Annotated in this window: 25 protein-coding genes and 2 pseudogenes; 15 read left to right on the forward strand and 12 right to left on the reverse strand. The window is 67.4% G+C overall.

What is annotated here, in order from left to right; all coding sequences use genetic code 11:
- The 10 genes and pseudogenes from ACHMXA_RS12575 (at position 1) to ntrC (ending at position 10,383) form a co-directional block, all read left to right on the forward strand.
- Complete coding sequence (locus ACHMXA_RS12575; protein WP_395320830.1) at positions 1-750, forward strand: pseudouridine synthase; 750 nt, start codon at positions 1-3, stop codon at positions 748-750.
- A gap of 101 nt (positions 751-851) precedes the next feature.
- Positions 852-1,860: pseudogene (locus ACHMXA_RS12580) on the forward strand (YncE family protein).
- Positions 1,844-2,665, forward strand: coding sequence for a polysaccharide deacetylase family protein (locus ACHMXA_RS12585; protein WP_395320832.1), 822 nt, complete (start codon positions 1,844-1,846; stop codon positions 2,663-2,665). Before ACHMXA_RS12580 ends, ACHMXA_RS12585 begins: the two are co-directional and overlap by 17 nt.
- A 26-nt stretch (positions 2,666-2,691) precedes the next feature.
- Positions 2,692-3,666: a sterol desaturase family protein gene (locus ACHMXA_RS12590; RefSeq protein WP_395320834.1), complete on the forward strand. Its 975-nt coding sequence runs from the start codon at positions 2,692-2,694 to the stop codon at positions 3,664-3,666.
- A 50-nt stretch (positions 3,667-3,716) separates the two neighbouring features.
- A complete protein-coding gene (locus ACHMXA_RS12595; RefSeq protein WP_395320836.1) occupies positions 3,717-4,607 on the forward strand; it encodes an EI24 domain-containing protein in 891 nt (296 codons plus the stop codon).
- A complete protein-coding gene (locus ACHMXA_RS12600) occupies positions 4,604-5,404 on the forward strand; it encodes a molybdopterin-binding protein (protein ID WP_176664688.1) in 801 nt (266 codons plus the stop codon). Before ACHMXA_RS12595 ends, ACHMXA_RS12600 begins: the two co-directional genes overlap by 4 nt.
- Before the next feature lie 146 nt (positions 5,405-5,550).
- Positions 5,551-6,966: a type I glutamate--ammonia ligase gene (glnA, locus tag ACHMXA_RS12605; protein WP_176664689.1), complete on the forward strand. Its 1,416-nt coding sequence runs from the start codon at positions 5,551-5,553 to the stop codon at positions 6,964-6,966.
- A gap of 246 nt (positions 6,967-7,212) precedes the next feature.
- Positions 7,213-7,725 (forward strand): hypothetical protein, encoded by a 513-nt coding sequence (locus tag ACHMXA_RS12610; protein ID WP_176664690.1) that lies wholly within the window; start codon positions 7,213-7,215, stop codon positions 7,723-7,725.
- 6 nt (positions 7,726-7,731) lie between these two features.
- Positions 7,732-8,811, forward strand: a complete 1,080-nt coding sequence (gene glnL, locus ACHMXA_RS12615) for a nitrogen regulation protein NR(II) (protein WP_176664691.1) — start codon at positions 7,732-7,734, stop codon at positions 8,809-8,811.
- Positions 8,812-8,838: 27 nt separating this feature from the next.
- Entirely contained in the window at positions 8,839-10,383 is a 1,545-nt protein-coding gene (gene ntrC / locus ACHMXA_RS12620) for a nitrogen regulation protein NR(I) (protein ID WP_395320838.1), read from the forward strand.
- Positions 10,384-10,412: 29 nt separating this feature from the next.
- Here the strand turns inward: ntrC and ACHMXA_RS12625 are convergent, their stop codons facing one another.
- From ACHMXA_RS12625 to ACHMXA_RS12650, 6 genes are all read right to left on the reverse strand, one after another.
- Positions 10,413-10,943 (reverse strand): hypothetical protein, encoded by a 531-nt coding sequence (locus ACHMXA_RS12625; protein WP_395320840.1) that lies wholly within the window; start codon positions 10,941-10,943, stop codon positions 10,413-10,415.
- Positions 10,944-10,947: 4 nt separating this feature from the next.
- Positions 10,948-11,733 (reverse strand): exodeoxyribonuclease III, encoded by a 786-nt coding sequence (gene xth, locus ACHMXA_RS12630; protein WP_395320842.1) that lies wholly within the window; start codon positions 11,731-11,733, stop codon positions 10,948-10,950.
- 120 nt (positions 11,734-11,853) lie between these two features.
- Positions 11,854-12,300 carry a low affinity iron permease family protein gene (locus tag ACHMXA_RS12635; RefSeq protein WP_395320844.1) on the reverse strand — a complete coding sequence of 149 codons (447 nt, stop codon included), beginning with the start codon at positions 12,298-12,300 and terminating at the stop codon, positions 11,854-11,856.
- 167 nt (positions 12,301-12,467) lie between these two features.
- Complete coding sequence (locus tag ACHMXA_RS12640) at positions 12,468-13,076, reverse strand: hemerythrin domain-containing protein (protein ID WP_395320846.1); 609 nt, start codon at positions 13,074-13,076, stop codon at positions 12,468-12,470.
- Between the two features lie 85 nt (positions 13,077-13,161).
- Positions 13,162-13,653: a hemerythrin domain-containing protein gene (locus ACHMXA_RS12645; protein WP_176664697.1), complete on the reverse strand. Its 492-nt coding sequence runs from the start codon at positions 13,651-13,653 to the stop codon at positions 13,162-13,164.
- Between the two features lie 236 nt (positions 13,654-13,889).
- The gene (locus ACHMXA_RS12650; RefSeq protein WP_395320848.1) at positions 13,890-14,147 is read right to left on the reverse strand and encodes a hypothetical protein; all 258 of its coding nucleotides are present in this window, start codon (positions 14,145-14,147) and stop codon (positions 13,890-13,892) included.
- 386 nt (positions 14,148-14,533) lie between these two features.
- Here ACHMXA_RS12650 and ACHMXA_RS12655 point away from each other — a divergent pair, with 386 nt between their 5' ends.
- The 3 genes and pseudogenes from ACHMXA_RS12655 (at position 14,534) to ACHMXA_RS12665 (ending at position 15,805) form a co-directional block, all read left to right on the forward strand.
- Positions 14,534-14,869: a hypothetical protein gene (locus ACHMXA_RS12655; protein WP_176664700.1), complete on the forward strand. Its 336-nt coding sequence runs from the start codon at positions 14,534-14,536 to the stop codon at positions 14,867-14,869.
- 54 nt (positions 14,870-14,923) lie between these two features.
- Positions 14,924-15,361, forward strand: a pseudogene (locus tag ACHMXA_RS12660) (Hsp20/alpha crystallin family protein).
- A 27-nt stretch (positions 15,362-15,388) separates the two neighbouring features.
- The gene (locus ACHMXA_RS12665; RefSeq protein ID WP_395320850.1) at positions 15,389-15,805 is read left to right on the forward strand and encodes an Hsp20/alpha crystallin family protein; all 417 of its coding nucleotides are present in this window, start codon (positions 15,389-15,391) and stop codon (positions 15,803-15,805) included.
- Positions 15,806-15,939: 134 nt separating this feature from the next.
- On the opposite strand, the gene ACHMXA_RS12670 is transcribed toward ACHMXA_RS12665, so the two are convergent.
- The 4 genes from ACHMXA_RS12670 to ACHMXA_RS12685 form a co-directional block, all read right to left on the reverse strand.
- A complete protein-coding gene (locus ACHMXA_RS12670; RefSeq protein ID WP_395320852.1) occupies positions 15,940-16,581 on the reverse strand; it encodes an isochorismatase family cysteine hydrolase in 642 nt (213 codons plus the stop codon).
- A 74-nt stretch (positions 16,582-16,655) separates the two neighbouring features.
- Positions 16,656-16,994 (reverse strand): PRC-barrel domain-containing protein, encoded by a 339-nt coding sequence (locus ACHMXA_RS12675; RefSeq protein ID WP_395320854.1) that lies wholly within the window; start codon positions 16,992-16,994, stop codon positions 16,656-16,658.
- A 184-nt stretch (positions 16,995-17,178) separates the two neighbouring features.
- Positions 17,179-19,152, reverse strand: a complete 1,974-nt coding sequence (locus ACHMXA_RS12680) for a PAS domain S-box protein (protein WP_395320856.1) — start codon at positions 19,150-19,152, stop codon at positions 17,179-17,181.
- Positions 19,153-19,302: 150 nt separating this feature from the next.
- Entirely contained in the window at positions 19,303-19,755 is a 453-nt protein-coding gene (locus tag ACHMXA_RS12685) for a hypothetical protein (protein WP_395320858.1), read from the reverse strand.
- Positions 19,756-20,303: 548 nt separating this feature from the next.
- Between ACHMXA_RS12685 and ACHMXA_RS12690 the strand changes: the two genes are divergently transcribed.
- Together ACHMXA_RS12690 and ACHMXA_RS12695 are read left to right on the forward strand one after the other, a co-directional pair.
- Positions 20,304-20,738 (forward strand): hypothetical protein, encoded by a 435-nt coding sequence (locus tag ACHMXA_RS12690; protein ID WP_176664706.1) that lies wholly within the window; start codon positions 20,304-20,306, stop codon positions 20,736-20,738.
- Positions 20,739-20,951: 213 nt separating this feature from the next.
- Positions 20,952-23,417 (forward strand): catalase, encoded by a 2,466-nt coding sequence (locus ACHMXA_RS12695; RefSeq protein WP_395320861.1) that lies wholly within the window; start codon positions 20,952-20,954, stop codon positions 23,415-23,417.
- Positions 23,418-23,546: 129 nt separating this feature from the next.
- On the opposite strand, the gene ACHMXA_RS12700 is transcribed toward ACHMXA_RS12695, so the two are convergent.
- Both ACHMXA_RS12700 and adeC read right to left on the reverse strand, forming a co-directional pair.
- Positions 23,547-23,774 (reverse strand): hypothetical protein, encoded by a 228-nt coding sequence (locus ACHMXA_RS12700; RefSeq protein WP_395320862.1) that lies wholly within the window; start codon positions 23,772-23,774, stop codon positions 23,547-23,549.
- A gap of 9 nt (positions 23,775-23,783) precedes the next feature.
- Complete coding sequence (adeC, locus tag ACHMXA_RS12705) at positions 23,784-25,274, reverse strand: AdeC/AdeK/OprM family multidrug efflux complex outer membrane factor (protein WP_395320864.1); 1,491 nt, start codon at positions 25,272-25,274, stop codon at positions 23,784-23,786.
- Positions 25,275-25,287 lie beyond the last annotated feature (13 nt).

Consider the following 25,287-nt stretch of genomic DNA (forward strand, 5'->3'; position numbering starts at 1 on the left):
ATGCATCTGCAAGACATCCTCTATACCCAGGGCTTCGGCACGCGACGCGTGTGCGCGGGGCTGGTCCAGCAGGGCCACGTGGTCATCGGCGGCAAGGCGGTGGACGACCCGTTCGCCGACATCGACCCCGAAGGCCTTCAATACACGGTGCAGGGCACCCCGTGGGCGTACCACGAGAAGGCCTACCTGATGCTGCACAAGCCCGCCGGCACCGAGTGCTCGCAGAAGCCCTCGACCTATCCGAGCATCTACACGCTGCTGCCGTCGCCGCTGCGGCTGCGGCCCAACAAGGGCGCGGTGCAGGGCGTTCAGGCCATCGGCCGGCTCGACCAGGACACCACCGGCCTGCTGCTCCTGACCGACGACGGCCAGTTCATCCACAAGATGGGCTCGCCCAAGCACCACGTGCCCAAGGTCTACGAGGTGACGGCCAAGCACCCGGTGGACGAGGCGCAGATCGCGAAACTGCTGGCCGGCGTGGTGCTCGACGACGATCCGAAGCCGGTACGCGCCGCCGCCTGCGAATCCGACGGCCCGCTGCACTTGCGGCTGACGCTCACCGAGGGCAAGTACCACCAGGTCAAGCGCATGCTGGCGGCGGTCGGGAATCGGGTGGAGGGGCTGCACCGCTCGCGCATCGGCGACCTGGCGCTGCCCGCCGACCTCGCGCCCGGGAAGTGGCGCTGGCTGACGGCCGACGAGGTCGCGGGCCTTCGCGCCCCGGCCAAACCCGCCAAGGCCTTGAAATAGAAGGGAAAAACGCAGGGAAACGAGGGAAAAGGGCACGACTCCGGTCAGCCAGTCTTAAGGGCCGGCCGTTAACATTCCGAACTCTCTCCCGGAATCTTCACTTGCGACTCCCTGCCCGACCGAACGGCCGCATCGCGGCTTTCCTGCTTGCCTGCATGACGGCCTTCGCGGCCCATACCGCCGTCGCGGCGCCGGCCGAACCCCCACCGATCTTCGTGCTCAACTCGCTGGACGCGAACGTGAGCGTGATCAATCCCGTCGACTGGACGGAAAAGCTGCGCATTCCCACCGGCAAGGAGCCGCACCACATCTACATGACGCCCGACGAAAAGTCGGTCATCGTGGCCAATTCGGCGGGCGACTCCCTGACCTTCCTGAACCCCCGCACGGCGGAAGTCCAGCGCGTGGTCTACGGGATCATCGATCCGTACCAGCTGCAGTTCTCGCGCGACATGAAGTGGTTCGTCACGGCCGGCAACCGGCTGAACCACGTCGACGTCTACCGCTGGGACGGCAAGGACCTGAAGCTGGCCAAGCGCATCGCCAGCGGCAAGACGCCCAGCCACATCTGGATCGACAACACCAGCACCATCGCCTACGTGACGATGCAGGACAGCGACGAGATGATCGCCGTCGACCTGCCCACCCAGACCATCAAGTGGCGCACCGCCACCGGCCCCATGCCGGCCGACATCTTCGGCGTGCACAACGACAAGACCCTGCTCGTGGGCCTCACCGGCAGCGATGGCGTGCAGGTGTTCGACGTGGCCGGCGCCGAGCCCAAGCTGGTCGGCAAGATCCCCCACCGGCAAGGGCGCCCACGCCTTCCGCTCCGCCGGCGACGGCAAGACCGTGTTCGTGAGCAACCGCGTGGCCAACTCCATCAGCCGCATCGACCTGACGACGCTGAAGGTGGTCGCGACCTACCCGGTGCCCGGCGGCCCCGACTGCATGGACGTGTCGGCCGACGGCAAGACGCTCTACGTGACCTCGCGCTGGGCCAAGAAGCTCAGCGTGGTCGACCTGGCCAGCAACAAGGTCGTGCGCCAGGTCAACGTCGGCCGTTCGCCGCACGGCGTGTGGACCCTGGACCATGCGAAGCGCATCTAGGCGCGCCGGCCTGGCCGCCGCGGCCTCCATGGTCGTTCTGGCGGCGGCGCTCGCGCCCGGCGCCTGGGCGGCGCGGGAGCCGGCCGCCTGCGAGAAGCCTGTTTACCTGACCTTCGACACCGGCCACATGGGCATCGCGCCCCTGGTGGCAGACGTGCTCAAGCGGCAGGACGTGCGCGTCACCTTCTTCGCCGCCGCCGAACGCACCCAGACCGACGGCGACAGCCTCGACGACCATTGGGCGCCCTGGTGGAAGGCGAGGGCGGCCGAAGGCAACGAATTCGGCTCCCACACCTACGACCACGCCTATTGGCGCGGCGACGTGAAGGGCACGCCGCCCAGCTTCCGCATCAAGCCCTCCGCCGGCCCCCAGAACGGCAAGGAATCGACCTGGAGCGCGGCCGAGTACTGCGCCAACATCAGGAAGGCTTCCGACCGGCTGGCGGCGGTCACCGGCAAGAAGCCGCTGCCGCTGTACCGCGCGCCGGGCGGCAAGACCTCGCCCGTGCTGCTGGCGGCGGCCGAAGGCTGCGGCTACAAGTACGTGGGCTGGGCGAGCGCCGGCTTCCTCGGCGACGAACTGCCGAGCGAGAAATTCAGCAACGCGAAGCTGCTGACGCAGGCGCTGGACACCATCCGCCCCGGCGACATCCTGCTCGCGCACCTGGGCATCTGGTCGCGCAAGGACCCGTGGGCGCCCGCCAACCTCGAGCCGCTGATCGTCGGCCTGAAGGCCAAGGGCTTCTGTTTCCGCACGCTGCGCCAGCATCCGGACTTCAAGGCCTGGATCGCATCCCACCCCTGAACGACTGAACGACGAGTTTCCCGATCGTGATCGACTGGCTGACAGACGCCTTTTCCGCCTTGCAGGGCTGGTTCTTCGAAACCGCCGTGCAGCCGCTCGTCTATGCCGTGGGCCTGGGCGGCTGGACCGAGGACGCCTTCGACGCCACCGGCTGGCTGCTGGTGGGCGTCATCCAGATCCTGGTGCTGATCGCGGTGATCGGCCCGCTGCAGCGCTGGCGCTCGGTGGAGCCGGTGGTCGACCGCCACGCGATCCGCATCGACGTGCTCTACACGCTCATCCACCGGCTGGGGCTGTTCCGGCTGGCGATTTTCTTCACGCTGCAGCCCTTCTTCGACGACGCCATGGGTGCGCTGAGAACAGCGGGGTGGAGCACTTTCCACCTCGACGAGGTCTGGCCCGGCGTCACGGACATCCCGTGGGTGGCCTTCGCCATCTACCTGGTGGTGCTCGATTTCGTGGGCTACTGGATCCACCGCGGCCAGCACCAGTTCAACTGGTGGTGGGGCCTGCATTCGCTGCACCACTCGCAGCGCCAGATGACCATGTGGAGCGACGACCGCAACCACCTGCTCGACGACATCGTCCACGACACGCTGATCGTCATCGTGGCGCAGCTCATCGGCGTGGCGCCGGGGCAGTTCATCGCCTTCGTCGCCTTCACCCAGCTCAGCGAGAGCCTGCAGCACGCCAACTTGCGGCTGAGCTTCGGCGCCATCGGCGAGCGGCTGTGGATCAGCCCGCGCTTCCACCGGCTGCACCACAGCATCGGGCTGGGCCACGAATCGAACGGCCGCAGCACGCTCGGCGGCCACAACTTCGGCGTGCTGCTGCCCTGGTGGGACATGCTCTTTCGCACCGCCAACTTCGAGGACCGCTACGACCCGACCGGCATCCGCGACCAGGTCGAGCCCGGCGCCGACGGCCGCGTGCGCGAGTACGGCCGGGGCTTCTGGGCCCAGCAGTGGCTGGGTCTGAAGCGGATGGTCGGCCGCGGCTGAGGGGTTACGGGCCCTGGACGGCCCGCCCGAGGCGTTATCCTCGCTGCTTCATGCGCCTGCTCCTCGACTCCTTCTGGCGCGCGGTCGCCTACTGCATGCTGCCGCGCGTGATCGTGCTGTCGCTGCTCCCGCTGGCGCTGATGATCGTGCTGGCCTCGGTGCTGGGCTACTTCTACTGGGATGCGGCCGTGGTCTGGACGCGCGGCGCGCTGGACGCCTGGCCGCTGCTGTCGAGCTTCTGGTCCTGGCTCGGCCGGCTTTTCTCCGGTGACGTCACTTCCGTGCTGGCTTCGCTGGTCGTGGTGTTCGCGGCCACGCCGGTGATCGTGGTGGTTTGCCTGCTGATCGTCGCCGGATTCATGGCGCCCGCGCTCACCAAGCTGGTGGGCGAGCGGCGCTTTCCGGGGCTCGAGCAGAAGAAGGGCGCCTCCTTCTTCGGCAGCGTGGCGCGCTCGCTGGGCGCGACCATCCTGGCGGTGATCGCGCTGGTCGTGTCGATGCCACTGTGGCTGATTCCGCCGCTGGTGCTGATATTGCCGCCGCTGATCTGGGGCTGGCTCACCTACCGCGTGATGAGCTTCGACGCACTCGCAGAGCACGCCAGTCCCGAGGAGCGCGCCGCCCTCATCCGCGCGCACCGGGTGCCGCTGCTTTGCATCGGCGTGCTGTGCGGCTACCTGGGCGCCGCGCCCAGCATCGTCTGGGCCTCGGGCCTGCTGTTCGCCGCCGCTTTCTTCGTGCTGGTGCCGATCGCCATCTGGATCTACACGCTGGTTTTCGCCTTCTCGGCTGTGTGGTTCGCTCACTACTGCCTCGATGCGCTCGCGCAGCTTCGCGCCCAGCGCGCGGCGGCCGAGGCAGCGGCTGTGGGCGGCGGCACGCCGGCCATCGAGGCCGACGAAGCCAGCAAGGCCGCTCTTTCCCAATGGGGTTCTCCATGACACGCGCATTCGGTCTCATCGTCGTCGGCGACGAGATTCTTTCCGGCAAGCGTGCCGACAAGCACATGGCCAAGGTCATCGAGCTGCTTGCCGCACGCGGCCTTCAACTGAGCTGGGCCGAGTACGTGGGCGACGAGCCCGATCGCATCACGGCCGCGCTGCAGCGCGCCTTCGCCTCGGGCGACATCGTCTTCTCGACCGGCGGCATCGGCGCCACGCCCGACGATCACACCCGCCAGTGCGCCGCCAGGGCGCTTGGCGTGCCGCTGGCGCTGCACCCCGAGGCCGAACTGCTGATCCGTGAGCGCATGCAGGACACCGCGCGCGAGCAGGGCCTGCCCTACGAGCCCGACCGGGCCGACAACGTGCACCGACTCAACATGGGCGTGTTTCCGCAGGGGGCCACGCTCATCTACAACCCGTACAACAAGATCCCGGGCTTCAGCGTCGGCGACGTGCACTTCGTGCCCGGTTTCCCCGTCATGGCCTGGCCGATGATCGAATCCGTGCTCGACGGCCGCTACGCCGGGCTGTTCGCCACCAAGGCCGTCGCCGAGAAATCCGTGATCGTTTTCGGTGCCATGGAGGCCACGCTGACGCCGCTCATGGAGGCGATCGAGGCCAATCATGCCGGCATCAAGGTGTTCAGCCTGCCCAGTGTCGACCATCCGACTTACGGGCGGCACATCGAACTGGGCGTCAAGGGCGATGCCGAGCGGCTCGACGCCGCCTATGCCCAGCTGATCGAAGGCCTGCACACTTTTGACGCCAAGCTAGGCCCTGAATTGGTGCGATAAAAATCAATGCACCAAAATAGTGAGTTTCTGCCTTCATTTGGGTCCTGAGGCGGTCATCGAAGCCTCATCCGGTGAGGCGACAATGGCACAGAAACTGCATCCCACGTCCCTGTATTCCTAACCACCATCCAACTCAGGAGAAACTGATGGCAAAGACCGTCGCCGATGTACTCAAGCTCGTCAAGGAAAACGAGGTCAAGTTCGTCGACTTCCGCTTCACCGATACCCGCGGCAAAGAGCAGCACGTGACCGTGCCGGTCTCGGCTTTCGACGAAGACAAATTCACCTCGGGCCACGCATTCGACGGCTCGTCCATCGCCGGCTGGAAGGGGATCGAAGCTTCGGACATGCAGCTCATGCCCGACCCGAACACCGCCAACATCGACCCGTTCTTCGAAGAAACGACGCTGATCCTGACCTGCGACGTGATCGACCCCGCCGACGGCAAGGCCTACGAGCGCGACCCGCGCTCGCTCGCCAAGCGCGCCGAAGCCTACATGAAGGCTTCGGGCCTGGGCGACACCGCCTACTTCGGTCCGGAACCCGAATTCTTCGTGTTCGACGGCGTGCGCTGGAAGAACGACATGTCGGGCTGCTTCGTGAAGATCGAATCCGAAGAAGCCTCGTGGAACACCGACAAGGAATACGAGCACGGCAACACCGGCCACCGTCCCGCGGTCAAGGGCGGCTACTTCCCGGTTCCCCCGGTCGACAGCTTCCAGGACATGCGTTCGGAAATGTGCCTGGTGCTCGAATCGCTGGGCATCCCGGTCGAAGTGCATCACCATGAAGTGGCCAACGCCGGCCAGATGGAACTCGGCACCAAGTTCAGCACGCTCGTGCAGCGCGCCGACTGGGTCCAGCTGCAGAAGTACGTGATCCACAACGTGGCCCACGCCTACGGCAAGACCGCCACCTTCATGCCCAAGCCCATCGTCGGCGACAACGGCTCCGGCATGCACGTGCACCAGTCGGTCTGGAAGGACGGCAAGAACCTGTTCGCCGGCGACGGCTACGCAGGCCTGTCGGACTTCGCGCTGCACTACATCGGCGGCATCATCAAGCACGCCCGTGCCCTGAACGCCATCACGAACCCCGGCACCAACAGCTACAAGCGCCTGGTGCCCGGCTTCGAAGCCCCGGTGAAGCTGGCCTACTCGGCCAAGAACCGCTCGGCCTCGATCCGCATTCCGTTCGTGGCCAACCCGAAGGGCCGCCGCGTCGAAGCACGCTTCCCCGATCCGCTGATGAACCCGTACCTGGGCTTCGCCGCGCTGCTGATGGCCGGCCTGGACGGCGTGGAAAACAAGATCCATCCGGGCGAAGCCGCCAGCAAGGACCTGTACCACCTGCCGCCGGAAGAAGACGCGCTGATCCCCACCGTCTGCCACAGCCTCGACCAGGCCCTGGAATACCTGGACAAGGATCGTGCGTTCCTGACCAAGGGCGGCGTGTTCACCGATGCCTACATCGACGCGTACATCGAACTGAAGATGCAGGAAGTCACGCGCTTCCGCATGGCGACCCATCCGGTCGAGTTCGACATGTACTACTCGCTGTAATTGGCTCGCCCCCCAGGCTTCGCGCACTTCGTGTCGCTTCGCCAACCCCCCTACCGGGGGGCGATACCTGCGGCCCGGCAGAGCCGGTTCCGCGGTATCTCCCGCGAAGAGGTTTTGGGGCTTGTAGGCCTGATGGGTTACGAAGGACGGCTTGGCCGTCCTTTTTCTTTGGGGTGGAACATCTGGTCACTTTTGCTGTCGAATTGCACGAAAATGCCCCTTTGTCGCCGCTTCCCACCGATACACATGAAGACAGCTTCCCTCATCTTTTTGGCCGGTTCACTGATCGCGCTGCCGGCGCTCGCGCAGGAGCGTGTCTGGCGTTGCGGCAACGAGTACACGAACAACTCCACCGTCGCGCAGCAGAAGGGCTGCAAGATCATGGAAGGCGGCAACGTCACGGTCGTGCAGGGCACGCGGGCGTCGGGTGGCGGTTCCGCTTCTTCCCCGTCGGGCGGTTCGTCCGCCGCGCGTTCGCCGGCGGGCAGTCCGAGGGTGGAAGGCGTTGACCAGCGTGCCCGCGACGGCGAGGCGCGATCGGTGCTCGAGGCCGAGCTCAAGAAGGCCGAGGCGCGCCAGGCCGAGCTGCAGAAGGAATACAACAACGGCGAGCCCGAGAAGCAGGGCAGCGAAGGCCGCAACTACCAGAAGTACCTGGACCGCGTCGCCGAGATGAAGGCCGAACTGGCGCGCAACGAGAGCGACATCGCCGGCATCCGCCGCGAGATCGCCCGGCTGCCGGCCAAGCAGCCCCAGTAAGACGCCATGGTGTTCGGTAAGAAGGCGGCCGGCGCCAATTCGCGCTTTCAGTCCTTCGACCTGCTGTCCACGATGATCGCCGTGGTCAACAGCAACGGCTCCGTGCTGTTCGCCAACGCAGGACTCGAAGACGCACTGGGCACCTCGCGCCGCACGCTCGAGGGCTCGCAGTTCGGCGCATGCTTCCATGAGCCGCAGGTGCTGCGCACGGCCATCGACGGCGCCAGCAGCAACGACTTCGCAACGCTGCGCTACGAGGCGTTCCTGCGCCGCGTGAACCACGAGCTGATGCCGGTGCAGGTTACGCTCGCTCACGGAGAGAAGAAGGGCGAACTCATCATCGAGATGTCGCCGCTCGAGCAGCAGGTGCGGCAGGACCGCGAGGAGCGGCTCATCGACCAGGCGCAGGCGAACAAGGAACTCATCCGCAACCTGGCGCACGAGATCAAGAACCCGTTGGGCGGTATCCGTGGCGCAGCGCAGCTGCTGCAGATGGAGGTCGAGTCGCGCGACCTCATCGAATACACCCAGGTCATCATCCACGAGGCCGACCGGCTGCAGACGCTGGTCGACCGCCTATTGGCACCGCACCGCCGCCCGCACGTGGTGGGCGACGTCAACATCCACGAAGTCTGCGAGCGCGTGCGCTCGGTCATCCTCGCGGAGTTTCCGCGCGACCTGCACATCGAACGCGACTTCGACGTCTCCATTCCCGAGTTCCGCGGCGACCGCGAGCAGCTCATCCAGGCCACGCTGAACATCGCGCACAACGCGGCGCAGGCGCTGGCCGAGCGCCGCGCGGCGGGCGACGCGCAGATCACTTTCAAGACGCGGGTGGCCCGTCAGGTGATCTTCAACAAGCAGTGGTATCGACTGGCACTGGAATTGCATGTAATCGACAATGGACCGGGTGTGCCGGACACGATCAAGGACCGCATCTTCTATCCGCTCGTATCGGGCAGGGAAGGCGGGACAGGGCTGGGATTGACGCTCGCACAAACTTTTGTGCAACAGCATCACGGCGTGATCGAGTGCGACAGCGTCCCGGGCCGAACCGATTTCAAGATATTGATACCGCTGCCCTAGCGCAGCCACCGGCAACAGAGGAGATGCATGAAGCCGATCTGGATAGTTGATGACGACCAATCGATTCGCTTCGTGCTCGAGAAGGCTCTGCTGCGCGAAGACCTGCCCACGCGCAGTTTCACCAACACGCGCGAGGTGCTCGCAGCACTCGAACAGGCCGCCGACGACGACCAACTCGCCCCCCAGGTCCTGGTGAGCGACATCCGCATGCCTGGCGGTTCCGGACTCGACCTGCTCGACAAGATCAAGGCCATGCACCCGGGCCTGCCCGTCATCATCATGACGGCGTTCTCCGACCTCGACAGCGCCGTCTCGGCCTTCCAGGGCGGTGCCTTCGAATACCTGCCCAAGCCTTTCGACCTGCCGCGCGCGGTCGAGCTCATCCGCCGCGCGGTCGACGAAAGCCAGCGAGAGGAAGTGGCCGAGGAGCGCATGGTCGCCGCGCCCGAGATGCTGGGCCAGGCGCCCGCCATGCAGGACGTGTTCCGCGCCATCGGCCGGCTCTCGCAGAGCAACGTCACGGTGCTCATCACCGGCGAGTCGGGCTCGGGCAAGGAGCTGGTGGCGCGCGCGCTGCACAAGCACTCGCCGCGCGCCAATGGGCCCTTCGTGGCCATCAACACCGCCGCGATCCCCAAGGACCTGCTGGAGAGCGAACTCTTCGGCCACGAGCGCGGCGCCTTCACCGGCGCACAGACCATGCGCCGCGGCCGCTTCGAGCAGGCCGAGGGCGGCACGCTCTTCCTCGACGAAATCGGCGACATGCCGTTCGACCTGCAGACGCGCCTGCTGCGCGTGCTGAGCGACGGCCATTTCTACCGCGTGGGCGGCCACAACTCGGTGAAGGCCAACGTGCGCGTCATCGCGGCGACCCACCAGGACCTGGAGCAGCGCGTGAAGCTCGGCGGCTTCCGCGAAGACTTGTTCCACCGCCTCAACGTGATCCGCCTGCGCCTGCCGGCCCTGCGCGAGCGCGGCGAAGACGTGCCCGCGCTCACGCGCCACTTCCTGCAGGTGAGCGCGCGCCAGCTCGGCGTGGAGCCCAAGCGCATCTCGGATGCGGCACTGGCGAAGCTCGCGGCATTCAATTTCCCCGGCAACGTGCGCCAGTTGGAGAACATCTGCCACTGGCTTACGGTGATGGCGCCGGCCCAGTTGATCGAGGCGAAGGACCTGCCGCCGGAGGTGATGGCGGGCGGCAGCGTCGCCGAGGCGCATGCGGTGTCCGAGGCACCGGCCGCTGCGTCGGCCGTGACGGCACAGCCCGTGCCCTCGTTCCCGACGTCGGGCGGCGAATCGGTGGCGCCGGGGCATGCCGTTTCCGAGCCTGCCGAGGCTCATGCTCCCGCAACCGGCGCCAGCAGCTGGGAAGGCGGCCTCGAGGCCGAAGCCCAGGCCCTGCTGGCGGCCGGCCGCACCGACGTGTGGGACGTGCTCTCGCGCCGCTTCGAGTCGAGGCTGATCCTCACCGCGCTGGCCAACACGCGGGGCCGCCGCATAGAGGCCGCCCAGAAGCTCGGCATCGGGCGCAACACCATCACCCGGAAGATCCAGGAACTCGGGATCGAATGAAAAAGGCCCTCTTCGGGCCTTTTTTCTTTTCAGCGGCTTCTCTGGCCCTGGGTCAGAGAATCGATCTGGAACTTGTCGCTGCGGTCCCAGAGCCAGGTGTCCACGTAGGTATGGCCGCCCAGCTTGCCCGGGTTGGGCAGGGGAGACGCGGCCTTGATCATCTCCGCGATCATCGGCGCCACCTCCGGCGCGTGGCTCGGCGTGCGGCTGAAGGTGACGTTGACCACCTTGCCCGTCGCGTCGATGTCGGTCTCGACCACCACCACGGCGTACACCAGCGGCGGCAGCTTGCCCTTGTAGATGCGGTTCGCGTACTTGTTGTAGAGGTGGCGTGCGCCGATCTTGCGGTAGGTGCGCACGGCGGGCGTCTGCGCGGTGATGAGCCTTACCGTCGGCACCTCGCGGCCGTCCGTCGCGGTCTCGCCGGCGGGTGTGGTCGCGGTGCCCTTGTCGCCTTCCTCAGCCTTGTCGGCGGGCTTCAGCAGCGAGCATGCCGCGAGCGACAGCGCGGCTGCTGCAATCGCCAGGCGGCGGCCGGTCCGAAGGAACGTCGAGCGCATGGCGTCAGGCACCACGGTCGAGGTCGAGCACCACGGGCGCATGGTCGCTCGGCTTTTCCCACTTGCGCGGCACGCGGTCGATGACGCAGCCCTTCACGTGCGGCACCAGGGGCTCGCTCACCAGGATGTGGTCGATGCGCAGCCCGCGGTTCTTCTGGTAGCCCAGCATGCGGTAGTCCCACCACGAATAGCTCTTCTCGGGCTGCTCGAACATGCGGAAGCTGTCCTTCAGGCCCAGGTCGAGCAGCGCCTTGAAATGGTTGCGCTCCTCGGTCGTGTGGTGGATCGTTTCCTTCAGGCCCACGGGGTCGAAGCTGTCGCGGTCCTCAGGCGTGATGTTGAAGTCGCCCAGCAGCACGAGGTCGGGGTTGGCCGCCAGCTCCTGGCGCAGCACGTCGCGCAGCGCATCGAGCCACTTCATCTTGTATTCGAACTTGTCCGTGCCCGGCGCCTGCCCGTTCACGAAGTAGCCGTTGACCACGCGCAGCGGGCCCGAGGGCGTCTCCACCGTGGCCGCGATCACGCGCGACTGGTCGTCGCTGAAGCCGGTGATGTTCTTCACCACGTCGCGCACCGGCGCGAGGCTCAGGATCGCGACGCCGTTGTAGGTCTTCTGGCCGAACACGGCGGCTTCGTAGCCTGCCGACTTGAGCACGTCGAGCGGGAATTTGTCGTCCGTCATCTTGAGCTCCTGCAGGCACAGCACGTCGACCGGGTTGGCGATGAGCCAGTCGAGCACGTGCTGCAGGCGCGCGGTGAGGGAGTTGACGTTCCAGGTGGCGATTTTCATGGTTCGCTGTGCTTTGGCGATGGATGCAGAGCGGGGCAGCTTAGCAAAAGCCCGGGCAACCCTCGTAGCAGGAGGCAACCGGGCGGGCAGGCCGGCGTCGGCCAGGGCCCGCCTGGCCACTCAACCCTGGCCGGCCTCGGGTGCTTCATGCCTGCGGGCGGGCTGCTCGTGCCCGCGCCTGCGGCGTTCGGCGCGCGTGCGTTCGAGCGTGACGTGGCTTTTCCTGGCCGCGGCTTCGCATCTTTCATGCAGGATCGTCAATTCCTGGTCGGTGAGCTTCTCGATGCCGATGAATTCATCCTGCGCGTCGGACGAGCGGATGAGTTCGTCGAGCTTGGTCTGCAGCGCCACGCCGTCGCGGTTCTGGGTGTTCTGGATCAGGAACACCATGAGGAAGGTCACGATGGTGGTGCCGGTATTGATGAGGAGCTGCCAGGTTTCCGAGAAACCGAAGAACGGGCCGGCCACGGCCCATGCGATCACCAGGCTCACGCAGGCAAGGAAGGTGATGGGGCTCCCCGCGATATGCGCGATCCTGTTGGCGAAGCGGGCGAAGATCTGGTCCATTGGGTGAAGCTCTCCTGCCGTGGAGATTGGCCGAAGCCGCGGCGTCCGCGCGTCGGTCATCGCCGCGAGAAGCCTGCAGCAAAGCTTCGAAGATGCTTCAGCGCGAGCCGGGTGGAGGCCGTTCTCCATCGGCTTCGATCCAGCCGAGCTACGAACTACCCGACCCCTCAAGCCGTCTCGCGGCGCTTGCGCGCCGGCAAGCCCAGAAGCCCCGTGCGCTGCGCCGCCAGCAGGCCCATGGCGCCGAGTCCGAGCAGCGTGAGCCCCAGCACGTTGCCCGATGCGGCCCGTCCCATGTCGAGCGCGATCTCTCCGCTGCGCGGGCCCACGAGCTGCAGGCGGCGCTTGGTCATGCGCATGCCCAGCTCGCCCAGCTGGTCGGCAAGAAGCCGCTCGGCCTCGGGGATGACTAGCGTTTCCTCGTCGGCCACGTGGTGCATCACGTCGCGCATCAGGTTCGCGACTGTTTCGTCGTAGTCGTGCGCCTCGGGCTCCATCTGCCGCAGCAGCTCGATCTGGCGCCGCATCTCCTGGTGCTCTTCCAGCGACTTGGCGATGAGCTCGCTCTGCGTGACCGCGCGCACCGCCGGATAGAAGATCTCTTCCTCGAGCTGCGCATGGACTTCGAGCGCGGTGCACATGGTGTTGACCAGGCCTTTCTTCACGCGCCTCGGCGCGCTGGCCTTGTACTGGTGGAAGGTGGAAAGCACGTGCGTGTGATCCAGCCGGATCATGTTCGTCGCGCTCGGGAAAAGTCGGGAAAGAAGTCCGGTCACGAGGGCCTCCAGAACATCAGGGCAGCGTGAAGCTGGGTGAATGGACCCGAAGACGCGTGGCCGGCGTCTTCGGGCGCGGGCGAACTCAGGCCGTGGCGCCGAGTTCCTCCATCAGTTCCTCCTTGCGGGCGGCCAGCTGCTCGCGCATGGCGACGAGGTCCAGCCCCCGGGCGGCGCGCGCCTTCACGAAGATCTCGTTGCGCTCTTCCTTCACGTGGTGGTCGATGTACTCGCCCAGCACGATCACCTTGGCATCGAACTTGTCGTCGACCTCGGTGGCTTCCTGGATCTGTGCGATCAGGTCCTTGGCGCTCGCGTGCTCCACCTCGGCCTCGTCGAGCAGGTCGGTTTCCTTGATGGCCTCGCGCAGGGCGGGATAGAAGATCTCTTCCTCGATCTGCGCATGGACGGTGAGCTCCATGCAGATCTCGTTGGCGAGCTCGCGCTTCTTCTGCTGCGCCGAAGCGGCGCGCGAATGGGTGAGTTCCTCGTACTCCTTGAACATCTTCTTGACGTTGCGATGGTCGGCATCCAGAAGGCTGCAGGCATCGGGTTCGGCGCGTCGGGAAGTTGGCATCGTGGGCTCCGTTGGTTTGGGTCGATCTTTGGGTTGATCGGGTTGTGGAATGCCGAACGTTGAAGCGGCGATCGGGGCCCTCGCGTAGGAAAGCACCGTTTCCGCATAGCAGAGCGGGTGAGACGCGGCAGCGTGGCAACACTCCGAGGGCGGACGCATTCGACCGCGAGTACCGCGGGCGCCACACCGGCCCGCGATGGGCCCAGCCCGAGCTCACCGGCAAGCAGGCGCTGCCGTCACTGGCGCAGCAGGACTTCGGTGCCGTCCGCGGCCACCATGACGCCCGGCGAACTCTCGTCGACTTCGATGCGCACGCCCATGTGCTTCTCGGGCAGGGTGACCGTGCGGCCCTGGTTGCCGGTCATCCAGCCGAGGCACTTCAGGTATTCGTCGCGCAGCGCCGGCGACAGCACGAACTTTCGCGGATAGACGTTGCGGTGGGCTTTCCAGTGCTCGGAGAGCTTCTCGGTCATGGTGAGGTAGAGCGTTGTCATTTCCCCTGCGGCATCGAGGACTGATCCTGATCGTCGTTGTGGCGCAACCCACGCGGTAAGCCGCGCTGGATCTCTTTCGGTTGTGCGCGCAAAACTATATCGGCGGTTCGACCTCGGCGCGAGCGGGTCCCGGCGAGCACCGGGCTCCAGATGTCGGATTCGTCCGACATCGGCAGGCCGCCGCCATGTCGTAAATTTCCGCTCCTGCGGTCTCCCGCAGGCTTGCTGTAAACCTCAGCCCGGCCCTTGCGGCCGGGCTTTTTTTCTTGTGGCCCGCATGCCTTGCGCATGAGCCCGGGTGTCGAAAAATTCCCTCTTGAAATCGGCGGCGCGCGGCCTATCTTCACCTCCGTCGGAAATTGGTCGACCGAAAAGGAGGTACTGCAATGACCATGAACTTGCTCAAGCAAATCGCCGGCTCTCGCCTACCCGTCACGTTCTATCGCACGCAGGACATCGATCAGGTCCGGCTGTTGCGCGCCGCCGGGCTCGTCGTCGCCCTGGTGCCATCGCCGTCGAACCCGGTGTCCCTGTCCGGTTCCGCACAGGCCGCGCAGGTCCTGGCCATCACCCAGAAGGGGCGCGAGGAACTGGCGAGATTCAACTATCCGGAGTCACGACCTCCGCGCTGGCGAAACCGTTTGCCGCGCATCACCGCACGGCTTCGCTCCTACGCGGGCGGCTCCTCGCAGCCGGCCGGCGTGCACAACCTGCCCCAGTAAGGGCTGCGGCCCATTCCAGGTTTCGTTCGTTCCATGTTTTTTGGAGGTTCAGCCATGTACCGATCTTCTTCCCTCGCGACATGCTCGCGGAAATGGATCGCCTGCAGCGGGACATGCGGCAGGCGTTCGATCTGGCCCCCACCATCCGCGGCTTCGGCAGCAACGGCTTTCCGGCGCTGAACGTAGGCGCGACCCCGCAGGCGGTGGAAATCTACTGCCTTCGCGCCCGGCGTCGACCCGGCCACGCTGGAGGTCCATCTCGAGCGCGGCCTGCTCACCATCGCCGGTGAGCGCAAGAGCGCGCTGCCCGAGGCGAATGCGAAGGCGGCCGTGCACATCAACGAGCGCTTCGAGGGGCCGTTTCGCCGCATGCTCACGCTACCCGACGATGCGGACCCCGAGGCGGTCGACGCCAAGCTGCGCGACGGCGTGCTGCACATCACCGTTCGCCGCCGCGCGTCGGCACAGCCGCGGCGCATCGCCGTCCAGTGAGTCCAGTGAAACAAGGAGATGAACACCATGAGCAACGATATCCAGACTCGTTCTTCCGGTGCTCCGGGAAGCACCGATGCCAAGCAGAAGGAGAAGGCGCCGCGCTACGGCAGCGCCGCGCTCACGCCTCCGGTCGACGTGATCGAGGACGCGGGCGGCATCACCCTCTATGCCGACCTTCCGGGCGTCTCGCGCGAGAACCTGAACCTCCATGTGGAAGCGGAAACCCTGACCATCGAGGCGGAGTCGAGCCTGAGCGTGCCCGATGGCCTGAAGACCAGCCACACGGAAGTCGGGCTCGGGCGATTCCAGCGCGTCTTCACGCTCAGCAAGGAACTGGACACCGAGAAGGTTTCCGCCGAACTCGCGCAGGGCGTGCTGAAGCTGCGGATACCCAAGGCTGAGCACGCGAAGCCGAGGCGGATCAACGTCGAAGTGGCCTGAGCGGCGGGAAATGAGCGGCAGCGTGCCTGCGGGGTGGATGACACCGCCCTCGCGGCACGCTCTTCTTCTACGGCGTGCGCAAGCCGGAGCAGGGCCGCGAAACCGCTGCGGGACAACTGAATGAAGTTAGGCGGTCAGCGCTTGCGCGCCCGCGCGGCGGGCAGGCGGATGCGGGAGCCGGAAGTGGTCGCGATGCCGAAGACCGTGGCGCATTGCTCCAGCAGCATCGCGTGGCGCCGGGCCGTCTGCGTGGCGGTGCAGTCCTTGGGCAGCACCACCTCGAGGCCGTGCATGCGCGCGTCGTTGGCGGTGCTCAGCACGCACTGGTCGCTGGCGACCCCGGTCACGATGAGGCGGCGCACCTTCAACACGCCCAGCAGCTGCTCGAGCGGCGTGGCGACGAAGGCCGATTGCTGCGGCTTGAGCACGAAGTAGTCGTCGTTGTCGGGTGCCAAGCTGGCGGTGACGGTCGCGCCGGGTCCGCCCCCGGCCATCGACAGTTCGACCAGCGCGCCGAAGTCGGAGCGCCAGCGGCCCCGGTTGTCGTTGGCGTAGATCGCCGGCACGCCGCCGGCCTTGCATCGCCGCTTCAGCGCGGCGATGGAAGGGGTGACCGCCACGGCCGCGGGCAGCAGTTTGTCGGCGTCGGGAAAGTCCCAGCAGCTGATCATGTCGACGATGAGCAGGGCGGTGCCGCCCTTGGCCTCCTCGACGGCCAGCGCGCCGCGCGAAGGCGAGGCGCTGGCGGAAAGGGAAAGGCGGCGGGTCGAAGGCATGCTCGTGGAGGACCTTTCCAGCAGGCACCATCAGCAAGAGCCGCATCGCGGGGCTGCTGGCAACCCCCGATCGCTCAGAGGCCGTAGTACTTGTTGATGCTGGCGGTGTAGCTCTCGTCGTAGTCCGGAATGCGGGTGTCGTCGTACTTCGGCGCGCCTTCGAGCGTTTCCTTCCGAAGCGGAACCACGTAGCCTTCCTGGGCGGTGTCGTACTTCAGCATGCTCCAGGGAATGGGATAGCGGTCGGTGCCGATGCCGAGGAAGCCGCCGAACTCCGTCACGGCGTAGCGCACCTGGCCGGACAGCTTGTCGATCATGAGGTCGTCGATGCTGCCGAGCTTGTCGCCCGCGGTGTTGTAGACAGTCGTTCCCTCGACCCGATCCGACGAGATGACGTTTGCCGGAATGGCCATGGCTTTCTCCTTGTCGATGCATCTGGGAGGCATCGACGAATGCTTCAGAGCCCAGGCCACCGGTCTCCCTCTTATCGGGGCCGCGTCTCATCGGCAATGCTCGGCTCGGGTTGTAGGAGCGCTTCCGTTTCGTCCGCGATTGCCGCGTCATGACATCCGGCGGTGCGACGACCGGGGCGCCGCGTCAGCCGCCCGGCTGCTCCACCGGCCGCAGCAGGTGCGTGAGGATGTCGGTCATCCGCTCGACGTCCACCGGCTTGGTCAGGTGGCTGTGGAAGCCGGCCTCGTAGCTGGTCTCGCGGTCCGCGGCCTGCCCGTAGCCGGTGACGGCAATCGCCACGGGCGGATCGACCAGCTCGGCGCGCAGCCGGCGCACCACTGCATGGCCGTCGAGGTCGGGCATGCCGATGTCGATCAGCATCACGTCGGGCCGCAATTCCTTCGCCGCCTCGATCGCGGCGAGTCCGCCGTGCACCACCTGCGTCGCGTAGCCCAGCGACTGCACCAGCAGCGACAGCGTTTCGGCCGCGTCCTTGTTGTCGTCCACCACCAGCACCAGCCTGTCCTCCGGCGAGCGGGACAGGCCGCCGCCGGGCTCGGGCGGCGCCGCGGCGGGCAGCTGCACCAGGAACTCGCTGCCCTCGCCGGGGCGCCCGCTGGAGAACACACTCACCCGTCCGCCGTGCAGCGACACCAGCTGCTGCACGAGGCTCAGTCCCAGGCCGAGCCCGCCGCTGCTGCGCGCGACGTCCTGCTCGCCCTGCACGAACAGGTCGAAGATCTTCTGCAGGTCCTGCGGCTGCACGCCCATGCCGTTGTCGCGCACGGAGATCTCCGCCTCGGGCATGCCGGTGGCGGCATCGGCCGCGCCGGCAGCCAGCGTGACTGTCACCTGCCCGCCGATGGGCGTGAACTTGCAGGCGTTGTGCAGCAGGTTGCTCACCACCTGCACGATGCGCGCGCGGTCTCCGGTGATCCACGGGTCGGCGGCGTCCACCTGCACCTCGAGCCGCTGCTCCTTCTGCGCCGCCAGCGCACGCACGGCGTCGGCCGCGTCCAGCACTGCGTCGCGCAGCCGCACCGGCTTGGCCTCGAGCTGGATCTTGCCGCTGGTGATGCGGCCCACGTCGAGCAGGTCGTCGATCAGCCGCGTCATCTGCCTGAGCTGGCGGTCGATGATGTCGCGGGTGTTGCGCAGCACGCGCGACTCCGTCTGCTCGCGCTTGAGCAGCGCCACCGCGTTGGAGATGGGCGCGAGCGGGTTGCGCAGTTCGTGTCCCAGCATGGCCAGGAAGGTGGTCATGCGCCGGCCCTCGTCCTCCAGCGCGGTGATGCGGCGGCGCTCGGTGAGGTCGCGCGTGACCTTCGCGAAGCCCCTGTGGCGCCCCGCGCGGTCATACACGGCGGTGATGACCACGCTGGCCCAGAAGCGGCTGCCGTCCTTGCGCACGCGCCAGCCCTCGTCCTCGAAGCGCCCGTCGCGCAGCGCATTGCGCAGCTCCTCGGCAGGCCAGCCGCGCGCCGCCACCTCCGGCGGATAGAACTTCGAGAAATGCTGGCCGATGATTTCCTCGGCCGCATAGCCCTTGGTGTGCTGCGCGCCGAGGTTCCAGCTCGCCACGTGGCCGCCGGGGTCGAGCATGAAGATCGCGTAGTCCTTCACTCCCTCGACGATCAGGCGGAAGCGCTCCTCGCTCGCGCGCAGCAGTTCCTCCTGCTGGCGGCGCTCGGTGAAGTCGCGCGTGATCTTCACGAAGCCGCGCACGGTGCCGTCGGGGCCGTCGAGCCGCGTGATGACGGTGTCGCCCCAGAAGCGGGGGCCGTTCTGCCGCACTTCCCAGCCCTCGCCGTGCACCCGGCCGTTCTCGCGCGCCTGCTGCAGGTCTCGCGCCGGCAGGCCTTCATCGAGCGCCTCCGGGGTGTAGAACAGCGAGACATGCTGCCCGACCGCCCCGGCACGGCCGCAGCGGTACAGCGCCTGCGCTCCCGGGTTGCAGTCCACGATGGTCCCGTCGGGATCGAGCATGACGATCGCGTGATCGCCGACGGCTTCCACCATGAGGCGGAAGTCCGCATCGGTCAGGGTGTCGGGGGAGAGCCGCCGCGAAAGAGCCGCAGGAGAGGCGGAAGCAGGAGGAACGGGCGTCTCAGCGGCCATGGCGGATGGCCTCTGGGCCGGGGTTGTGGTGGTTCTTCGGCATCTTCGGGGGCATGGCCGAAAAATGTAGCAAAGCGGGCCCCTCGCGCGTGTCGGTTTTCTTCCCGCGCTTCAGGCATGGGCGCCGGGATGGGCGCCGGGAGGGCGTCGTCAACGATCGCGCTCCGGGGCTTCCTTGCGGCTGCGGTCGGCGTAGGGCGAACTGCCCTGGTTGTCCGATTCGCCGACCGGCGCGTCGCCCGCCGAAGGGGGAGGGCGCGCGGGCGCCGTTCCGGCGGTGCCTTCCGGCTCGCCGCGCTCGGCCGGCGTCTTCGAGAACTGCTTCATCGCCTTCTGCGCGGGAGTCTGCGGCTGTGCCGGATCCTGGTTGGACTCCGGCGTCAGGTCCTCGTGCAGGCCGAAGGCGTCGGAGCCATCGTGCCTGGTGGCTTCCACGTCCTTGCGCTTGTCCTGCATGCGCTCCCTGGGCGCGGGACCGGAGACCTCCTCGCCCTCGGCGTTGCGCCGTTGCGTGAACCGCTCCGCGCCGCCGATGTTGTCGACGCCTCCGCTGGTGGTGGGGCGCGTGCCGTCGCCGCTGCCCGTGACGTTGTGTGTGGCCATGTCGGTTCCTTCGGTTGAATCGGGAGGCGATCGGTGCCGCGACGTTGCGAGCGCGTGACTGCCTGTGCTTGTGCTGTGGCTGCGGTGCTGCCAATGCGAAAAGCCACGCTACGAACAGCGTCGGGCTCCGGGGTGTAGGAGAGGGCGCTGTCGGTCTGCGCGCATTCCGCTACCCGCTACGCCGCGCCGTTATTCGGGTGCCTCGCGTGCCTTGGGCGCATGAAGTTGCTCTGTACAAGCTCAGGGAACACCACCGCGAGTCCGATGGAGGCGCCCATGCGATGTCCTGTGCGCCGGGTCCTACGAACGGAGGAGCGTTGCTTCCCGTTCCGCGGGCGCGGCGGGTGCCCGACGATTCGCATCGATGGAGCGATCCATCCCCGCTTTCCTCCCTGAGCGGGTGCCTGATGCGCGAAAGCATGAGGTTTCGAGCCCGGCCACGCCGGGCTTTTTTTTCGTCCGTGCGGCAAGACGGGCGTGCAGACGGGCGTGCGCTGTGCGTCATGTCCTACCGCGGCGAGCCGCGGCCGCTAGCGAAATCCCGATTCATGTCGAACCGATTGACCCAGGCGTTGCTGGTCCTGCAGCGACTGGCCTACGCGCGCATCCTCTGCGAGTTCCATCGCCAGAGACAGGTGCATGCGGGCAGCGCCGTGTCGCCGCCCGAGCTGTCCACGGCCTGTCGTCGGCTGCGGGGCTGCGAAGCGAGCTGGGAGCACTGCCGTGCCGAACTGGTGAACCCGGAACTGGCGACGGCGGTGCGCGTCGCCCGCGCGCTGCACCTGCGCCGGATGCTCGAAAGCGCGGCCGCGCGCCTGGCGCCGTGGGACGACCGCAGCGACCTTGCCCACATCCCGCCATCGCACCTGTTCGAGTGGGTGGCGCACGACTGCGAGCGCCTGGAGTTGGCCGAACTCGAGGACGCGATGACGCCCGAGGAGACGGCCTTCTACGCGCACTCGCTGGAAAGCCTGCACCGGTGAGGCAACGAGACGGGGCGGGCGGCACAACGACCGCCACAACGACTGCCACAACGACCGCATCACTGCGGGAAGTCCTACAGGCGCGAGCTTGCGGTGGCTCTAGCTTGGCCCGGCGCTCTTCTTTTCCGTCTCCTTTTTTGTCTCCTCCTGCTCTCGTCTCGCACCGCCTCGTCCGGTCCTGTCCTTCCCTCCCGCAACCTCACGAAAGCATCCATGCCCAAGACTTCCCGAACCTCCAGCCGAAACCCTGCAGCCGCCGCTCCATCGTCCACCGCCACGCCTGTCGCCATCGACGCCGCCCGCGCCGCGGCGCGCAACACCGACAGCGGCCCCGCCCATGCGGCACCGCCGGAAGCCGGCAGCGGCGACCTGCCCGCGCGCAAGGCGATCGAGACCCAGGCGCTGGCCGCCGCCATGCCGGCCAATGCCAGCAAGCCGGCGGAGCACGGCGACGCGAATGCGCTCTCCGCGCCGCAGGGCCAGCACGCGCAGCCCGCATCGCGGCTCGCCACCGCCAGCACGCCTTCGGAAGCCAATGCCTCGGCCAAGACCGGCGGCATGGCGCCGGAGGGCACCGATCCCACGGTCGGTCCGCTCGAGCGCGTGCGTGTCGATTCCAGCGGCCAGCGGCTCACGACCAACCAGGGCGTGCCCGTGGCGGACAACCAGAACTCGCTGAAGGCCGGCGCCCGCGGCCCCGTGCTGCTCGAGGACTTCATCCTGCGCGAAAAGATCACGCACTTCGACCATGAGCGCATTCCCGAGCGCATCGTGCATGCGCGCGGCTCCGGCGCCCACGGCTTCTTCGAGTGCTACGAGCCGCTGACCGCCCACACCAGGGCGGCGCCGTTTCGCGAGGCCGGCAAGATCACGCCCGTGTTCGTGCGCTTCTCCACCGTGGCCGGCGAGCGCGGCTCCAAGGACACGGCGCGCGACGTGCGCGGCTTCGCCGTCAAGTTCTACACCGACGAGGGCAACTGGGACCTCGTGGGCAACAACATGCCGGTGTTCTTCATCCAGGACGCGATGAAGTTCCCCGACCTCGTGCACGCCGTGAAGCCCGAGCCGCACCACGCCATGCCCCAGGCCGCCTCGGCGCACGACACCTTCTGGGATTTTGTCTCGCTGATGCCCGAGTCGACCCACATGCTGATGTGGCAGATGAGCGACCGGGCGATTCCGCGCAGCTACAGGACCATGCAGGGCTTCGGCGTCCACACCTTCAGGCTGGTGAACGATGCGGGCGAGTCGTGCCTGGTCAAGTTCCACTGGCTGCCCAAGCTCGGCACGCATTCGCTCGTGTGGGACGAGGCGGTCAAGATTGCCGGTGCCGACCCCGACTTCCACCGGCGCGATCTCTGGGAGGCCATCGATGCCGGCGAGTACCCCGAGTGGGAGCTCGCGCTGCAGATCTTCACCGAGGAGCAGGCGGCAGGGTTCAGCTTCGACGTGCTCGACGCCACCAAGATCGTGCCCGAGGAGCTGGTGCCGTTGCGCGTGGTGGGGCGGCTCGTGCTGGACCGCAATCCCGACAACTTCTTCGCCGAGACCGAGCAGGTCGCGTTCTGCACGGCGCACGTGGTGCCGGGCATCGACTTCACCAACGATCCGCTGCTGGCCGGACGCATCCATTCGTATGTCGACACGCAGATCAGCCGGCTCGGCGGCCCCAACTTCCACGAGCTGCCGATCAATGCGCCGGTGGCCCAGGGCCACAACAACCAGCGCGACGGCATGCACCGGCAGGCCATCCACCGCGGCCGCACGGCCTACGAGCCCAACTCGCTCGGCGGCGGCTGCCCGTTCCAGGCCGGCGCCGCGCAGGGCTTCGTCAGCGTGGCACGCCGCCTCGACGCGAAGGAGTCGAGCGACAAGGTGCGCATCAAGCCCGAGAAGTTCGCCGACCACTACACGCAGGCGTCCCTGTTCTACGAAAGCCAGTCGCCGGCCGAGCAGGCGCACATCGCAGCCGCTTTCCGCTTCGAACTTTCGAAGGTGACGGTGCCCGCGGTGCGTGAGCGCATGGTCGCCGGGCTGCTGAATGCCTCGCCGGAGCTGGCGCAGCAGGTGGCGACGGGGCTGGGCATGGAACTGCCCGCGCCGCTGCCGCGCGTGCTGGACGTGCCGACCGCGCCCGAGGTCGACCGCTCGCCCGCGCTGTCGCTGTTCGCGCGTCCGGGCGAGGGCGGCATCCGCACGCGCAAGATCGCCGTCCTGATTGCCGACGGGATCGAAGGCGCTCCAGTGGCCGAGCTGGTGTCGGTGCTCGTGCGTGCCGGCGCCGTGCCGCGCCTCGTGGCGTCGCGTCTGGGGCGCTGCACGGCGGCGGACGGCACCGTCTTCGAGGCCGATGCCAGCCTGGAGAACAGCCCCGGCGTGCTCTTCGACGCCCTGGTGCTGCCCGACGGCCTGCACGGTGTGGAATGGCTCGCGCAGGACGGGCACACGATGGAGTTCGTGAAGGACCAGTACCGGCACTGCAAGACCATCCTGGCCTTCGGTGCATCGCAGGCCTTGCTGACCGAGGCCGGCATTCCGGCGATGCTGCCCGACGGCTCCCCCGATCCCGGCCTGATCATGGCCGACGCGGCGGATGCCACCGATGCGGGCCTGGCGTTCATCGCCGCAGTGGGCATGCACCGGCACCTGGCGCGCGAAACCGATCCGCCGCTGGTATGAACCGAGCCGGCGCCTGGAGCCGCCGCATGACGAATTCGCCGGCTGTCGGCCTGCCACCAATAGAGGGTGGGGCTGGTCAACACCGGCCTGGAAAGTAGCCGGGCCTTGCGAGGCCCGGGCAGGTTCCCGCTACCAGGCCGAGAAAAGACCTTTGAGCAGAAAGAGCACGCCGAACAGCCCGCCCAGCACCATGAAGTAGGCCAGCGGCGCACCCGCCATCGTCTCCACCACCTTGGCGGACCCGAGAGCCTTTGCGGCTTCTTCGCGAAAGCCATCATCTTTTCCTTTCGAGAATCCTCTGCGGCCTTTCGGCTGGACACGCCGGGAATCCGCGAGCGGTTCCGTCCGGCGTGCCATGGGCTCTCCTCATGGCATGGGCCGGGAGTTTTTTTCCGAAGGCGCCGCAGCCACGGGGACGGCCGCGCCCGTGGTCTCGCTCCATCCGCCACCCAGCGTCTTGTAGAAGGTCACGAGGTTGGTGAAGCGCGACAGCCGGGTGCCGATCAGGTCCTGCTGCGCGGTGTAGAGCGAGCGTTGCGAGTCGAGCACGCTGAGGTAGCTGTCCACGCCGCGGCTGAAGCGTGCCTGCGACAGCCGGTAGCTGTCTGCGGTGGCATTCACCAGCGACTGCTGCGCATCGAGCTGGCGCCCGAGCGTGTTGCGCTGCGCCAGCGCGTCGGAGACTTCGCGGAACGCCGTCTGTATCGCCTTTTCGTACTGCGCCACCGAGATGTCGCGGCTCACCGTGGCGATCTTCAGGTTGGCGCGGTTGGCGCCGCCGTCGAAGATGGGCAGCGAGATCTGCGGCGCGAAGCTCCAGGCGCCCGAGCCGCCCTTGAACAGGCCCGAGAGCTCGCTGCTCGAAGAGCCCGCCGAGGCCGTGAGGCTGATGCGCGGGTAGAAGGCCGCGCGCGCCGCGCCGATGTAGGCGTTGGCCGCCTTGAGGTCGCGCTCGGCCTGCAGGATGTCGGGGCGGCGCTGCAGCAGCTCCGAGGGCAGGCCCGGCGGAATGGTCGCCAGCGGGTTCGTGGCCGCCGTCGCGCCGTCGGGCAGGGCCTGCGGAAGCAGTTCGTCGGGCACGTCCGCACCCACGAGCAGCACCAGCGCATTGCGGTCCTGCGCGACTTGCGCGGTGTAGCGCTCGACGTCCACGCGCGCGCTGTCCACGCTGGTCTGCGCCTGGCTCAGCGTGAGCGCAGAGGCCGTGCCCAGCTCGAAGCTGCGCTGGTTGAGCCGGTAGGCGTCGCTCTGGTTGCGCAGCGTGTCGCGCGCGAGCTTCAGCCGGTCCTGGTCGGCCGCGAGCGTGAGATAGCTGGTCGCCACCTCGGCCACCAGGCTGATCTGGGTGCTGCGGCGCGCCTCCGCCGTGGACAGGAATTGCTGCAGTGCCTGTTCGCCCAGGCTGCGCACGCGGCCGAAGAGGTCGATCTCGTAGGAGCTGAAGCCCAGCGAGGCGCTGTACTGATGCGCGATGAGCGTCTCGCCGGTGGACGACAGGCTGGCCGGCGTGCGGCTGCCGCTGCCGCCCGCGCTCGCGTTCACGGTGGGGAAGAGCGCCGCGTCCTGCACGCGGTACTGCGCGCGCGCCTTCTCGATGTTGAGCACCGCGACGCGCAGGTCGCGGTTGTTGGCGAGGCTCATCTCGATCACGCGCTGCAGCGACGGGTCGGTGAACACGTCGCGCCAGCCGAGGTCGGCCACGGGAGCGGATGCGGAGCCGGCGTCCGTCGTGTCGCCGGCGAACTTGCCGGGCACCGGCGCTGCGGGTTGCTGGTAGGCGGGTATCAGGCTGCAGCCGGTCATCAACGCGGCGAGCGAGACGGAGAGGGACAGCGGCGCAAGGCGAAAGGAATTCATGGCGTGTGCCTCG

Origin of the sequence: Variovorax sp. UC74_104 (assembly GCF_044055375.1) — a bacterium.
GTDB lineage: Bacteria > Pseudomonadota > Gammaproteobacteria > Burkholderiales > Burkholderiaceae_C > Variovorax.